This window comes from Enterococcus hulanensis (genome assembly GCF_005405485.1).
Classification (GTDB): Bacteria; Bacillota; Bacilli; order Lactobacillales; family Enterococcaceae; genus Enterococcus_A; species Enterococcus_A hulanensis.
In genome coordinates, this window is the sequence record NZ_BJED01000011.1 from 82271 (window position 1) to 96746 (window position 14476).

Below are 14476 nucleotides of genomic sequence, written 5' to 3' on the forward strand. Positions count from 1 at the left end.
TCAAAAGACCTCTTACTGCTGCTTCACTAATTTTTCATCTACACTATCCAGATACACCTGATCGTACACCGATTCGTGCAAGCGATACCCACGTCCCCAACAAGTCTCGATGATTGGACCTTCGATGCCTTGTCCGGCTAGTTTGTCCTTTAGGTGTTTGACCATCACTGAGAGCTGGGACATGCTGGAGTTGCTCTTGCCGCGGTTCCACATGCGGAGGCAGATTTCTTCGCGCGGGACTGTTTTTTTCTGCTGAAAGAGAAGTTCAAACAGCTTCACTTCGCCACCGCTTAATGAAAAGCCGTACATTGGGCGTTTGTCTTCGGCTTTCGGCAGAAAGACGATGTTGCCTTCTTTTCGGACTTTTTCGCAGCTGAGTTTTTCCCGCAGAACTTCTAGCGTCGGCTGACTTACGATCCATTCGGTCAAGCCTTGTTCTTTCCATTCTTCTAAATCCGTCTCTTCCAAGCGTTCATCGGATTTCCGCAGGATCGGAGTCGCGCAGGTGCTTAATGTTCCTAAGAGTTCTTTGACTTCGGCATTTGCCAATGTTTCGCTTAAAATAATCAGATCAAACATGTGGATGATGTCGTGCTTTGAATTCTGCGACAGACAGAGATGGATCATAAGCTTTGATGTGAAGACTTCATGACCTAGCTGTCGGAGCCGTTCTTCAAAGGCTTGTTCGTTTAATGGGTTATTGGTTAGTAATAATATTTGACTCATCTATCTTCCTTCTTTCTACGTCTGTTGCGGCTTATTTTGAAACTCCCCTTTTAATAAACAACGGTGAAAATACTTGTTCAACTGATAGCCCTCTCCCCAGTGTGTGATCACCGCATCTTCTATTCCATAAGTCTGTTCAACTTTTTTTCGAATTTTGCTGACTGTTGAAGACAATTGACACAGCTTAGAATTTTGATTTTTGGATCGCCAGTCTTTACTCAGTTCATCTCTTGCCAGCGACAAATTTTCGGCTGCCATTAATTGGCGTATAATATCTTTCTCAAGCTTAGTGAACTGAATGTCTGAAAAATATAAAGGAAACGATTTTCTTTTGTGATTTGATACTACTTGTTTTTCTTGAAATGACTGAGTTGTTTGACTGGAATTAAAATCTACTTTCCCTAGCTGAGGTCTAGCGGTTAATTTCTCCCTTAGACTTTCTAAGGAAACGGTCGATAATAACCAATCAAAAATGTGCCAGTTCAGCCATTGCGCGATCAACTCTTCTGTCGGCTCTTCACTGACGATTCTCATCAGACAATTTGAATTGAATTGTTGTCCAAACGCCTCTGCCTCGCCCTCAGAAATCGTCTCACTCAAAAAAACCCACTGAAAAGAGTTGATAAATGGATCGATCCTACCCGAGTTTTCCCAATTTTCCCAAATTGAAACAGAGACCAGCACTTCATGATTCAATTTCTGTAATTGTTCCTGCAAATAATTTTCTACAGAAATGTTTTTCGTTAAGATTAAAATCCGATTCATTTTTCACCTCTTTTTGTGAACTCATTGAATAGAGAAGGTCAAAAAAATCTTTCTATTCTATGGTATGTAGATACCGCCCGTGAATTTCGGGCGGTTTGTTTCATTAAGTAAACAAGTGTATTTGATTTTGAATGTCAATATAAGTGAATACCGCTAGTCCGATAAACGCGACACCTATAATCAGCAACATCCAATCCAATACTAAATGCCTTCCCTTTAAATTGGCTTGTCGAATCAGCTTTGAATCATTGATCAAAAAATAGATGAACAACACGCATGATACAACTGCCCCTCCTATTAGAAGGTATATCCATTGATTTGGTTCCATCCTGTCCTCCTAAATTGTGTCTTCTAAAGTCCAGATTAGCTCACTCTTGTATGCTCTACCCGCTTCTCCCACATCAGCAGGAATTTGAAGTTTCACATCATTAAATGGTGCTCTGAAGATCCATGTACCTTTATTTTTCATATTTTGAGAGTTCATTATTGGCACTGTTCCGCCACCGCCTGTCAATGTGACAGTTGGTGAATTTAAAGTGACATCTCCAGTTGGTGCTCCATTCTCACTAGCTGTTTCAGGATTATTCACGACTTCAGTTGAACAATTACCCATGGTTAAGACTGGTTGTGTAGCAAGAATTGTAGAATTAACACTGTCTGCAAAATAATCCAACTTTGCACTCAGTTTCCAATTATTTCCACTTTGATTATTCCTTGGGTCTTGTAGTTTCACATAGAAACCTTCACTAACCGTCGTCGAGTGATATGATCCCGGTGCTAAAGTCATCGTTTGAGTGGTCCCAATATTCATCTTATCTTGTTGACCAAATCCGAAAATTGTCGGTACGTACAATAAAGAGAGCTTAGAATCAGCTGGATCAGTCACCTCATGATGGTCGGGATCTTTGATACGTACATTTGTATCATCCGATGATGACAGCGTATTATTATTACTATTCACTATCGTCTTCAAATTCAATAAATCTCCAATATCTCCGGTAACAGTCGTCTTAAACTTAACTGTGATTTTTTCATTCGGTTTAATCTTAACATTTTGCGCTGCTAACTCTACTCCACCATCCGACCAAACATTGTTCGTTATCCCTGTTATTTGCGAACCATTATTATCCTCGATCACTGTATTTGTCGGAGCAGACATACTTCCACCAGTTTGAGTAATCAAGTGAGAGATATCCAACTTCTCTACATTGTACATATGCCCGGTATTCTTCACGGTAAGTGTCCAGTCAATCGTTTCACCACTTTTTTTTATCACAGTTGAATCGGGTAACAAATTAACATCGAGTCTAGCTGCTCTCTTTTTATAAACAAAATGGAGAAGAGTGTTTTTATTTACTGAAGGTACTGATACATTCGTCCCTGAATGTAAAGTGTTTGGATCATCGGTCATATTTCTCCATCCAACTATATCCCACCAAGCTGATGAAGAATCCCAAAATGCACCAAAAATGTTGAAAGTGAAAGTCGTTCCTTCCGCTTGAGCAACTGTCCCTGGATTAGGTAATCCAATTTGGGCACTACAATCTATAAGGTTCGCGTTCGATGTATCATCTACCCACCTTGCTGTAATGTCATACATTGTTTTCTTTTCTTCATAGACAATTCGGATTTTTGCATATTTATCTTTATCCGAATTACTTATGTCTTTCCAGTCAAACTTTGGTGGATTAGTTGTTTTAAAACTATCTCCATAATACCAACCTTTGTATTCATAAATTTTTGAGTTAGCAACATATGATTGCGGCAAAGTAGTAGCTTGCCCATTCTGACCACCTCCAAAAGAATAGCTATCTTCAAGTGCATCATACTTATTATCTTGTACAAAAGTTGGATGCAAATCTGAAGTTGGAATCTTAGTTCCTTGCATATCTACAAAAGTTTCCTCTATTTTTGGTACATCTATGCGGAAAGTAACAGGCTTTCCAGTATAAATATCATCATTTCCAATCCACTCACCATAATGAGACCCACTGTAAGTGAGTGACCCATAATTCTTGGTTGTTGATGCCGCTGTACTCGCGAATAGTACATCGTCGGGATCACACAATTGCCCTGGATAATCTGGATTAGAAATTTCTGATAATTTATATCCATATTTCCCATTCTCTGTTGTATTAAAAAATGATTGTTGTAAATTGTATGCTTCGTATGGATAGGGAACATTTGATCCAAATTGTGTTTGATACCATACTTGGTTTGTTTTTACACCAACTTTTTGAAGTGTCCAAATTGCTTTTACACTGTCTTTCGTATCTATAAACAAGGAATTATAACTATCACGAAATCCTTCCATAGTGACACTATCAGAGTGACCAAAAGTAACACTAGGGCTTTTGTAAGTGTCTTTCCAGAGTCCTCCTCCTACATTCGGGATAGTTTTTGTACCTCTTAAAACTATTGGACTTCTTTTTGTGTATTTCATAAATCCTGTATTTGTATCCGTATAGTGAGGTTGTCTTATAATCTTTGATTCCATTGTCATAAATGATGATGGGACATCTGTTCCGTCTGAGAAAACAAATTTAGACATAAAAGTAACATTTGGATTTAATGTAATCATACGACTGTCTGCTGAAGTTGTAACAGGATTTATAATTAAAAACAACAATGTACAAATGGCACCTAAAATATAACTACCACTTCTCTTCATCTGTCACACTCCTCCGATCAACTATTATTACCAATGCTAATAACAATATGCCCACTCCTATCAACACAAACACTTTAGAGTTTTTTTGCTCTCCTGTCCGGGGCAAGTTCTTAGGTGAGTCATCATCCCACACGACCCGATTTCTACCATTGTTATACGAAATCGGAATAACACCGGTGATCCCTATATTTGTAGGATTATTTCTGTCTACCGGAATCAAAACTTGCGAGCTAGAAGTTGTCGTATCCATTGTAGAGCTATCTGTTGTGCTTATTGTCGTACTCGTTGTTGTATCCGTCGTTGAGGATTGACTATCAGAAGTCGAACTGCTGCTCTGACTCTGAGAATCAAAACCGATTCCCACTTCTGTTGTTGCCAATACGTGTGTGGTAAAAGCACCCAAGCTTAGTAACAACAGTGATAAAAGGATCGTTAGTCTTTTTTTGTTCAACGGTAGTCACCTACCTTTCTTGGAGGTTTTTTTGCCATTTCTTTTTTCTGAGATACAATGTGCCTGTCAAAAGAATAAGGACAACAAATAGAATGATACTTGCCCATTTGACCCAAGAAACGACCTGTAACTTGAAAATGGCATCCTTGTTTAATTTTTCAGCTTGATTCGCTGTAATCTCGAATTCTTCTTCCCAATCCCATTTTCTTTCTCCATCGCTAACATGGATCTTCGCCACATATCTCCCCGGCTCTAAGTTGTGCGGTGGAAAATCAAGGTCTAGCTGGAAGGTTGAATTTGGAGCGAAGTCCAAGTTCTTAATTTCTCTTTTCTGAATGACCTCTTTAGAACCCTTCTTGGTAAAACTTGCCTTCGCAGACAAGCCCTTCATTACTTTTGGCTGATAATTTTGAATCGGAATTTTTACAACTTTTTTTCCGCCTTCTACTCCAGCTTCTACTCGCTTCAGTCGTAAATCGCCACCCTCACGATAATCGCCATTATCTTCTGTTACCATCAAGCTGACAGAATACCCATACCGACTGCTGACACCGGACTCTTTAGAATCCTCACTATCAACTGCTAACACTTGGATAGCCCCCAGCTTCACTCCTGCAAAAGATTCTTTTGGCGGTGTGACCTCAATCTCAATGATTTTTTCCTCAAAATTGGCGACCGTCACTTTTTTCATCGAATCCTTCACCTTTGCGATACTGGTCAAGGGCGTTTTCAGACTCTCGTCTAAAATCGGTTTTTTAAAGCCATATTCAATCCGGCCAGATTTATTCGTCACGGCATCATTAATGAAGATTTCTACCGTTTTTTTCTCTTTTTGGGTACTGATAATTTTCATTTGAATCGTTTGAGGCTCATTCGGCTTTACCGAAATGTAATAGAGACTTAAATTTTTATCTACTTGTGTTTCTGGTTGAATAGTTTCAACTGTAAAACCAGTTGTCGTCTGTCCATTATTATCTGCCTTAACAAGTGAAGGCATTCCGATTAAAAAAAAGATACTCGCTACTATAGTAGCTATCAGCTTCTTCCGCACACTGCTTCCTCCCGTAATACAAAAAGCGGAGGCGAAGAATCCTCTTCTCCTCCACCTTCATTTATCAATCTTAGATGTTATCAGACAATGTCCAAGTAATATCTCCGCTAAATTGTTTACCATCATAAGTAGCTAGCTGAGCAACGTTAGTCAACTTGATGTTGGTCATCTTAGTAGCATATGCACCCTGAATAGTACCAGGTCCAGTGGACACTTCAACTGTTCCTCCACCATCTGTTGGTTGTGCAAGAGTAATTGATGTTGCGGATGGTAATGCGATTGCAGTAGCTATTGGTGTCGTAATATCTGCATCTACAGGCTCATTACTTCCAGTGTAGTCATAAACTTGTGCTCCCAAGTCAATGTCAATTTCTGCTCCAGCAAGTTGTAATGAAGCACTATCTTCTAAATCAGACAAGGCCGCTTCTAATTTCCACTCATTTCCTGCTGCTGTTGGACGTTGGTCATCGACTACCACATAACGACCGACACCACCAGTTGTATTGATTTCATCGTAAGTTTTTGGGGCAGATGACGTTACTACTGTATGAGCATTACCAAATTGGAACGCTTTCGGTGTCCAACGTAAAGTAATATCTCCGGCTGGTGCTGGTTTTGGTGGGTTATAATCTTTAATAAATCCAAACTCTACCTTTGTCTTATCTGAATCTACTTGAGCCGCACTTGCGCTCATTCCTCCAACCAACAGTCCACCTAGCATTGAAGTCGTAACTAATGATGTTACTAATTTTTTCTTATTCATCTCTTCTCTCTCCTTAAACTATAATTTTTCTATATCAAAAATGTACAAACCGTACAGTTGATATTAAAATAGAGTCAGTCCTTCTTTAATGATATTTTCAGGAGATATTTTTTCTTAGTCTAATAAAACTAAGATGCCCCCAAAAATGCTTTCATATCAGACTTTAAAATAGAGAGTTGACGGTAACTGACGGCGTTTGAAAAGTTTACAGATTTTATTGGCTATCTTCTTAGCCTTTTTTGGGAATATAAACGATGGATTTATCACAGCTCGTAAAGTAAGCGCTTACTCCAATAAAGCAAAAAGTGGGAAGCCGCAAGTTGGATAAGCATTTTTTGAAAGCGCTTTATTAGACTGTTGCTTGTCTATTGGCTCGTTCCATTCGGTAAATAACTTCAACCCGTTGTTCCATCATGGAATCCGCATAGGTATCAAGTGTCAGCTTACTTGAAGCATGACCAAGCATTGCGCTGACAGATAGAATATCACTTTGCACTTCTAAACAACGTGTAGCGAACGAGTGGCGCAACTGATGGAAATGGATCTCTTCAAGCCCGCATTTTTTTCGGATGCGATGGAAGTGATAGGTTAACAAGCGCGGTTCCATCGGGTGATTCTTAGTTGAAAAGACAAAGATTCCTTTGGATTGGCAACGGTGTTTCAACAACTCTCTTCGCAGAACTTTAGCCATAGGAATAGAGCGTACGCTGGATTCTGTCTTAGTTGGGCCAATCATAAGTTGGGTTTTTTGACCTTTCCGACTTAGGGCAATTCGCTGACACGTCTGGGTAACATGGATTAGATTCTGGTCAAAATCAATGTCGCTCCATTTTAGTGCTGAGATTTCACCGATTCGAAGCCCAGTATTTAGTGCCAGATACGTTGGCAAGCCTCTATGTTTCTTTTCTTTAAGTGCGACTTTTTCTAACTTTGTTTGTTCTTTTCTTGTGAATGCTCGAATAGGTTTATTTTTCTCTTTAGGTAATTTGAGTTTTAAAAAGGGATTCTCGTTGATTTTCTTTTCTTTTTTCGCATAGTTCAGACACTTGTTTGTAATCCTAATGATCACGCGCATTGTAGAGGTCTGGAGCCCATTTTCCTGCCACTTTGAAACGAGTAGTTTCCCTGTCTCAGGGGTTAGTTCATTTAGAAGAACATGTCCAATATAGGGAAATACATATCTGTTCAGCTTATAACGGTAGGTGCCAAAAGTAGATGGTTTCACTTCATCTTGAATATCTACTAACCAAGTGCGTCCCCATTCTTCTAGGGGAATGCAGGCACTCCCATGTATTTCTTGTTGAGTATAATATTGCGCTTTTAACGCATACAGTTGGATTCGTACTTCTTGAAACGTTTTTCCATAAATGTAGCCATACTTTATCTTCCCATTGGCTTTGTAGCCTTTTTTATACCTGCCTTCCCAACGTCCATCTTTTCGTTTGTAAATATTTTCTCCTCTACGCATACATCCTCTTCCTTTCGACGGCTTAATTGACGGTAATTGTAGAATCTCCTAATAAGTAAAAATTCACCTATAATTCTTGCTATTTCGAGAAGATTCTACTGCAAACAATTACATTTGTGTTTTTTTAACAAAATTAATAATTTATATTGATTATTGTTTAACTGTATTCTATAATTGAGACAGAACAATTCAGTTTTTTCTATTAAATACTTTCATATTAGAATATTTTTCGTAGTTTTAATTAAACCATGTAATAATCTAAACAAAATTATTGGTTCTAGCAATAGTTTTTTATTACATCAATATATATAAAAAGGCAGGTCTGATTTTTAGCAGACCTGCCTTTTTTATGTTCTCGCTATTCTATTACCTTGAATCGTCTATTATATAGAAGAAAAAGAGAAGCCTCAAAAGACTTCTCTACTGCTGCTTCACTAACTTTTCATCTGCATTATCCAGATACACCTGATCGTACACCGATTCGTGCAGGCGATAGCCGCGTCCCCAACAAGTTTCGATGATTGGACCTTCGATGCCTTGTCCGGCTAGTTTGTCTTTTAGATGCTTGACCATTACAGAGAGTTGGGACATGCTGGAGTTGCTCTTGCCGCGATTCCACATGCGGAGGCAGATTTCTTCGCGCGGGACTGTTTTTTTCTGCTGAAAGAGAAGTTCAAACAGCTTCACTTCGCCGCCGCTTAATGAAAAGGCGGACATTGGGCGTTTATCTTCGGCTTTCGGCAGAAAGACGATATTGCCTTCTTTGCGGACTTTTTCGCAGCTGAGTTTTTCCCGCAAGACTTCTAGGGTCGGCTGACTTACGATCCATTCGGTCAAGCCTTGTTCTTTCCATTCTTCTAAATCGGTCTCTTCCAAGCGTTCATCGGATTTCCGCAGGATTGGAGTCGCGCAGGTGCTTAATGTTTCTAAGAGTTCTTTGACTTCGGCGTTTGCCAGTGTCTCGCTTAAAATAATCAGATCAAACATGTGGATGATGTCGTGCTTTGAATTCTGCGACAGGCAGAGATTGATCATCAGCTTTGAGGTGAAGACCTCGTGTCCGAGTTGGCGCAAGCGTACCTCAAAGGCTTGCTCGTTTAATGGGTTATTGGTTAATAGTAGTATTTGGCTCATAGTTCATTCCTTCTTTCTGCGTTAGATAGTAAGGCGTTGCGATTGGTTATGGTGGTCCCCTTTTAGCAGGTATAGGTAAAAATAGGCGTTCAACTGGTAAACTTTTTCCGAAGAACTACGGGCGGTCGAAAAAGAAACTAACTTTTTATTTGTATGTAACAATTTTCAGTTAAGGAAAAGCCAAGTGGCTTCTCCTTCATTGAAATTTTATGGACCGACAGATAGCTCCCAGTCTAGAATTGCGTTATATGGTTTCCCTAAACTAACACCAGATGTACTTGGAAGGCTCAATTCGACATCGTTCAAATTGTAATTAATTTGATAGACGCCTTTAGTGGTACCAGCATGCAACACAACACTTGTCCCATCAGAATATAGTGTTTTATTAGCTACTGAACCGCTTGGTATTAATGATTCACTTACTGTGTTATAGCCGTTTACTGTATTAAATGATCCATTATTTAAGGAAATACTTGTGCTCGTAGGCAAAGTATTCATCCCGTCACTAAATTGTCCTAGCTTTACAGCAACATCCCAATTTCCTGATAATGATTGGTCCTTAAAACGAATATATGGATTGTAGCCCGCAGCATAAGCAGATGCATCAAGCTTCTTCGTTTGCGATCCAGCTAGAGCATTCACCGTTCCAAAACGAAAATCTGGCAAGTTTTCAAAAACCGAATCTCCAGTTTGATTAAGATTTGGTTCATCTGGATCATCAATCCGAACAAAATTATCTGCTTTGATTTTTGCCGTTAAATTTCCATCTATCTCAATTTCGGCTGGCAACACTTGATTCACTGCTCCAGTTGCTGTAGTAGTAAAAGAAATAGTCGCATAGTTATTCACACCACCAGAAGGAATAGTCACCCCTGTTAGATTAATTCCCGCTGCTAAGTTTCCTGAAAAATTCTGAGGAATACCGATTGCAGGAGTATACGTTACTTGGACAGGATTTGATAAACCGCTTGCCCAGATACTCGTAGATTGTACTTTCAAGTCTTTCATTGCCGTTGATCCTGAATTCATTAGTTTGGAGGTCCAAGTCACTGTTCCGCCATTAGCTATAATTTTAGGTGTTGGCGTTAAATCTAGCGTTGCCGTCGTTTTCGCTAAACGATAATGGTACTTAATTTCTTTGTTCCCTTTAACGTTCGCTATTGAGACTGGTGTCCCTGATGAATTCACCACGCCTGATGCATCGGTAACATTTTCCCAACCGACATAATCCCAGTCATCCCCACTGGTATCTGTCAAGGTAGCAACAGGTATTTTTGTATAAGTGTCATTGTCGTCTATATTTACTGATGCGGGATTTGACGCAACGCCAAGTAATGTAGTGCCATCAGAACTATCTACGATTTTTTCTGTTAGTGTATGTTCGTTCTTTCGATAGATATATTGTATGGTCGTATTTGCATTAATGGTTTGAGAAACGGGGGTCGTTTTCACAGCACTCATCGGTTCTGTACTTAATTTCCACCCTTGATACAGCCACTCAGTTCCCGCGGATGTCTTGGATACCGCTGGAGTTGCCGTAAAAGTACTACCAGTTGCGACACTTTGCGTGCCATTCCAAGAAGGATCGATCACAGCTCCTGAGGTATCAATGTAATTTTCAGTCACTGTACGCACGAGTTTCACATCGTAGACAAGATGCACTTCATCCTTTAAATCATCAAATTCCGCACTAAACGTCACATTGGGTGGAAAAGTCGGATTAATTGATCCTTGATTTCCAGCCCCTTTATACCAGCCTTGATAGGTATAAATGTTTGATCCTATTACATAGGTTTTCGGTAATGTTGATCCTCCTGACATTGTGTAGACATAAGGATCTGAGGTAATATCCGATAGTTTATTCTGTGTATAACCAGACGGCACTGTAATTAATGCACCTGTCGTATCTTCAAATATTTCTTTTACTTGTTGAAAGGCAGTAGGTCGATATTCTATCGTATCATTGTCGTCCCCATACCTATGACTGTACTGACTTCCATAAAAACCATCACTGACTTCTCTTCTTCCTAAACTCAAGAATGAGTTTGAACTATTATTATACAAATACGAATTATCTGATTGCTTAATAAAGTTTCCCGAATTAGTAAAGGCTGAAGCTGACATATAAGAACCATTAAGATAATTATAACGATTGTAATTTATGAGTGGAAGATGAGTAGATAGAGTTTTTATATGTCTCATATTTCCTGATGGAACTAGAGAGAGATTTCCCACCACTGTGTATAAAGATTGTACTTTTTCTACTCCAGGTGATCCTCCAGCAGGATAAGTAGAACTCTTATTATACGCTGGAATATCTACTTTGAATGCATTGGATGCAGGTGTTTTTGATATATTTGCAGGAACAGTACCTGTTTTAGTCGTGCTGGAACTAGACGGACCAATGAAAGTATACTTATAGTCCACCAAATCTGCTGTGAAAGTTAAACTAGATGGTAGCTCAGTGCCACCTGTATTCATAATTTTTAGGTTTATATTGGAAGCCCCAAAATTAGCCGTTTGAATCGCATAATTTTCTTCAACAAAACAAGAAAGTGTCGATGCAAGAAGCATCACTGTTAAGACAAGTTTGCCCCCTTTTAAAATTTTCTTTTTCATGACCCACGACTCCTTTTCCTTTTATAAATAATAAAGCCACTTACAATAATGATTAGCCCAAGAGTCCCTCCAATAATTGAAGGACGCCAGTTGGTTTCCTTCTGAAGAGCTCGTTTCATTTCTGTCACTTGTTTTTCGCTTATTTGAACATTCTTTTTGGTCGTTTTACTACCATTCATCGTTTTTATAACGCTCTGAAACTGGTATTTACCTGCCACCAACTCTTTTTCTTCTAAATCTAGTCGATAGGCAAACTGACTCGTTGGAGCAAATTTAATATCCTTTATCGTTTGTTTAGCAATTGGTTTGGTTTGTTCCTTTTTAGTCAGACTTCCTTCGATCATCATTTGTTGGATGATTTCTGGAGAAGGATTTTGAAAAATCGCTTCAATAACTAGATTACCATTTACAACTTTTGGCTCCACATTTAATAGATTCACCTCTTGTCCACCATAAATGGCTGTCTCAGTTTTTTCCGTTAGAATCAAAGCAATCGTATAGCTTAGACGATTTTGGATAGATATATTTTTTTCATTTTCTTTTACTATGCTTTTCGGACGAACTACAATTCCGCCAAGCAAAATCCCTTCAAAAGATTTCGTGGGCGGAGTAACCTGAATAGCCACTTCTTTTTCACTATTCGCCGCTACTTCCACTTCGTCTTGCTCGGGTTTTACTACTTCAGAAATAGGCAGCTTGTTACTCTTATCTCGTTGTTTATGCGGCTCATCATAAACTAATAACCCATTATTATTCGTGGTGGCTTGATTAACTCTGACTTTATAACGTTGCTTCTTATCTGATTGATTGAATAGCTTGATTTTCACAGTTTGCCTTTCTGATGGTTTCACCAATAGATGAAAATAATCGATTTTTGGATTGATCTGACTTTCTGGCAATACTGCTTGTACTGTAAATCTTCCCACATCACTTGCTTCTTCGGCCCGCTTTGCTTCTGCTGAAAAAGGAAAGAAAAGAAGAAAAAGAAACAACAAAAGGAGTCGATAATTGTTTATTTGGCTTTTTTGCGTCATTACAATAATCCGTCCCTTACTCTGCTTATTTAAAAAGATGGAGTTGATTTTGAACATCTAAGTATAGATAGCCCGCCAAAAGAAACCAGCCAAAAGAAAGAACCAAAAAGGTTACATTGAAAATCAAGTAACTCCCCTTCTTTTTCAATTGAACCATTCGACGATTATCCTGAATAAACAAAATAATCGCTAAAAGAAAGAACACGATTCCCACAATAACTGTTCCAACGATCCATGGCATCATATCTGGTTTTCCTCCCGACTTTTCTTTCTATAGAGTAGAATACTGATAATTAGAAGAATTCCACCAAAAATAACCAATAACGGCTGACCGACTTCTCCTGTTTTAGGTAGTAATTTTTCAATTATAGAGCTGGGCCACCAACTACTTCCTCCACCTGAACCACTAGTAATGATAGTTTGTTTTTGTTTACTCTCTGTGTCAGACGTAGCAATGCTGCTAGTGGTAGCTGTAGTAGAACTGCTGATTGTTGTATCCGTAGTTGAACTATCTGATGAAGAGATCGATGTACTTGACGAAATACTCTCTGATTCAAAACCAATGTAAGCATCAGTTTTTGCTGACGCTTGATAAGCGCCGCCAACTAAAAAAATGCTAAGGACTAAACTCGTGCAAAGAATACCGATTTTAGTGTTTGTTCGTTTATTCAACAGTTGCTCCTCCCTTCTTTCGATAAAGTAGGTAGATGAGATTAGTTAACGTCAACGCAAGTAAAATACCGCCAATCACTTTATACAGCTTCGGCAGTAACAACTTGTAAGCAGCATCCTCATTGATTTGATTTGCCTGTTTATCGCTGATCGTAAACTCTTTTTCCCATTCCCAAGTCTCTTTTCTATCCGTCGCAGTTGCTTGGATCACATATTTCCCTGCTTTGAGATCTTCTAATCCTAAATAGGTCAAATAATCAAATGAACTATTTGGTGCCAGCTTCATTCCTGTCAACGCATTGGTCGCCAATGGTTCCTTTTCCCCTTTAGGAAAAACCTTCGTACTAATAGAAACATTCTCAAGCACAGCCGGTTCTGGATTTTGAACCTTCATGGCAATAGTTTTTTGTCCATTTTGCAAACGTGCTTTGACCGATAAATAATTTATTTGTCCGCCTTCATTGTAAGGTCGCAAATCTTCACTGGTCATAATGGCGATCTTATACCCATACGTATTCTTAACGCCCTTTTCATCTTTTTGAACACCCGCAGACTGGAAAACAACAGCACCTAATCGTATCCCTTGATAAGATTCTTTTGGCGGATGCACACGAAGTTCCACGGTTTTCTCTTCAAAATTCTTAACGGTCACTTCCTTTGTTCCGATTGAAACAAAATCCGTCAAAGGTTGCTTCATACTCGAATCTAATTGCACATTTTTTTGACCATAATCAATCTGCCCCATAATATTAGTAACGGCATTGTTTATATGAATCTTTACCTTACTAGGTTCTTTTCGTTTACTAATGACTTTTACTTTCAATACCTGTTCCTCTGATGATTGCGTATGAACATAAAAGAAAGAAAAATCCTTATTGATTTGATTCTCTGATTGCATACTTTCAACTGTAAATCCAGTTTTTTCTGCTAACTCCGAGGCTTTTTTACTTGCTTCATTGGCTGATCCTGATGAATCCTTCTGATCCGCAAAGGATACAGAGGGAAAACAAAGAATCAGTCCGATACCTAACATAATAATACGTAATAATCTTGATTGACACTCTCTCTTCACGTTCTGTCTGTCCTCCATCAAAGTGAAAAGGGAATGGGAATCCTTCCCAC

General features: G+C 38.9%; 14 protein-coding genes. All 14 read right to left on the minus strand.

The features are described from left to right. Positions 1–12 precede the first annotated feature (12 nt). The 14 genes from FFR60_RS13210 to FFR60_RS13275 all read right to left on the minus strand — a co-directional run bounded on the left by FFR60_RS13210 (position 13) and on the right by FFR60_RS13275 (position 14426). A complete protein-coding gene (locus FFR60_RS13210; protein WP_137664512.1) occupies positions 13–726 on the minus strand; it encodes a winged helix-turn-helix domain-containing protein in 714 nt (237 codons plus the stop codon). A gap of 15 nt (positions 727–741) precedes the next feature. Next, positions 742–1491, minus strand: coding sequence for a winged helix-turn-helix domain-containing protein (locus tag FFR60_RS13215; protein WP_137664513.1), 750 nt, complete (start codon positions 1489–1491; stop codon positions 742–744). A 103-nt stretch (positions 1492–1594) separates the two neighbouring features. Further along, positions 1595–1819, minus strand: a complete 225-nt coding sequence (locus FFR60_RS13220; protein WP_137664514.1) for a hypothetical protein — start codon at positions 1817–1819, stop codon at positions 1595–1597. A 9-nt stretch (positions 1820–1828) separates the two neighbouring features. Continuing rightward, positions 1829–4162, minus strand: coding sequence for a WxL domain-containing protein (locus FFR60_RS13225; RefSeq protein ID WP_137664515.1), 2334 nt, complete (start codon positions 4160–4162; stop codon positions 1829–1831). Further along, on the minus strand, positions 4146–4613 hold the full coding sequence (locus FFR60_RS13230; RefSeq protein ID WP_137664516.1) for an LPXTG cell wall anchor domain-containing protein: 468 nt from the start codon (positions 4611–4613) through the stop codon (positions 4146–4148). Before FFR60_RS13230 ends, FFR60_RS13225 begins: the two co-directional genes overlap by 17 nt. 10 nt (positions 4614–4623) lie before the next feature. Then, complete coding sequence (locus FFR60_RS13235; RefSeq protein ID WP_137664517.1) at positions 4624–5664, minus strand: WxLIP family cell surface protein; 1041 nt, start codon at positions 5662–5664, stop codon at positions 4624–4626. Positions 5665–5734: 70 nt separating this feature from the next. Next, a complete protein-coding gene (locus tag FFR60_RS13240; RefSeq protein WP_171004935.1) occupies positions 5735–6358 on the minus strand; it encodes a WxL domain-containing protein in 624 nt (207 codons plus the stop codon). A gap of 418 nt (positions 6359–6776) precedes the next feature. Then, the gene (locus FFR60_RS13245; RefSeq protein WP_137664519.1) at positions 6777–7895 is read right to left on the minus strand and encodes a tyrosine-type recombinase/integrase; all 1119 of its coding nucleotides are present in this window, start codon (positions 7893–7895) and stop codon (positions 6777–6779) included. A gap of 420 nt (positions 7896–8315) precedes the next feature. Beyond that, complete coding sequence (locus FFR60_RS13250) at positions 8316–9029, minus strand: winged helix-turn-helix domain-containing protein (protein WP_137664520.1); 714 nt, start codon at positions 9027–9029, stop codon at positions 8316–8318. Positions 9030–9236: 207 nt separating this feature from the next. Beyond that, positions 9237–11456, minus strand: a complete 2220-nt coding sequence (locus FFR60_RS13255) for a WxL domain-containing protein (protein ID WP_137664521.1) — start codon at positions 11454–11456, stop codon at positions 9237–9239. A gap of 188 nt (positions 11457–11644) precedes the next feature. Next, complete coding sequence (locus tag FFR60_RS13260) at positions 11645–12739, minus strand: WxLIP family cell surface protein (protein WP_137664522.1); 1095 nt, start codon at positions 12737–12739, stop codon at positions 11645–11647. Next, positions 12708–12926: a FeoB-associated Cys-rich membrane protein gene (locus tag FFR60_RS13265; RefSeq protein ID WP_137664523.1), complete on the minus strand. Its 219-nt coding sequence runs from the start codon at positions 12924–12926 to the stop codon at positions 12708–12710. Before FFR60_RS13265 ends, FFR60_RS13260 begins: the two co-directional genes overlap by 32 nt. After that, a complete protein-coding gene (locus FFR60_RS13270; protein ID WP_171004937.1) occupies positions 12923–13354 on the minus strand; it encodes an LPXTG cell wall anchor domain-containing protein in 432 nt (143 codons plus the stop codon). The genes FFR60_RS13265 and FFR60_RS13270 overlap by 4 nt, the downstream gene beginning before the upstream one ends. Further along, positions 13347–14426 (minus strand): WxLIP family cell surface protein, encoded by a 1080-nt coding sequence (locus tag FFR60_RS13275; RefSeq protein ID WP_171004938.1) that lies wholly within the window; start codon positions 14424–14426, stop codon positions 13347–13349. The genes FFR60_RS13270 and FFR60_RS13275 overlap by 8 nt, the downstream gene beginning before the upstream one ends. Positions 14427–14476 lie beyond the last annotated feature (50 nt).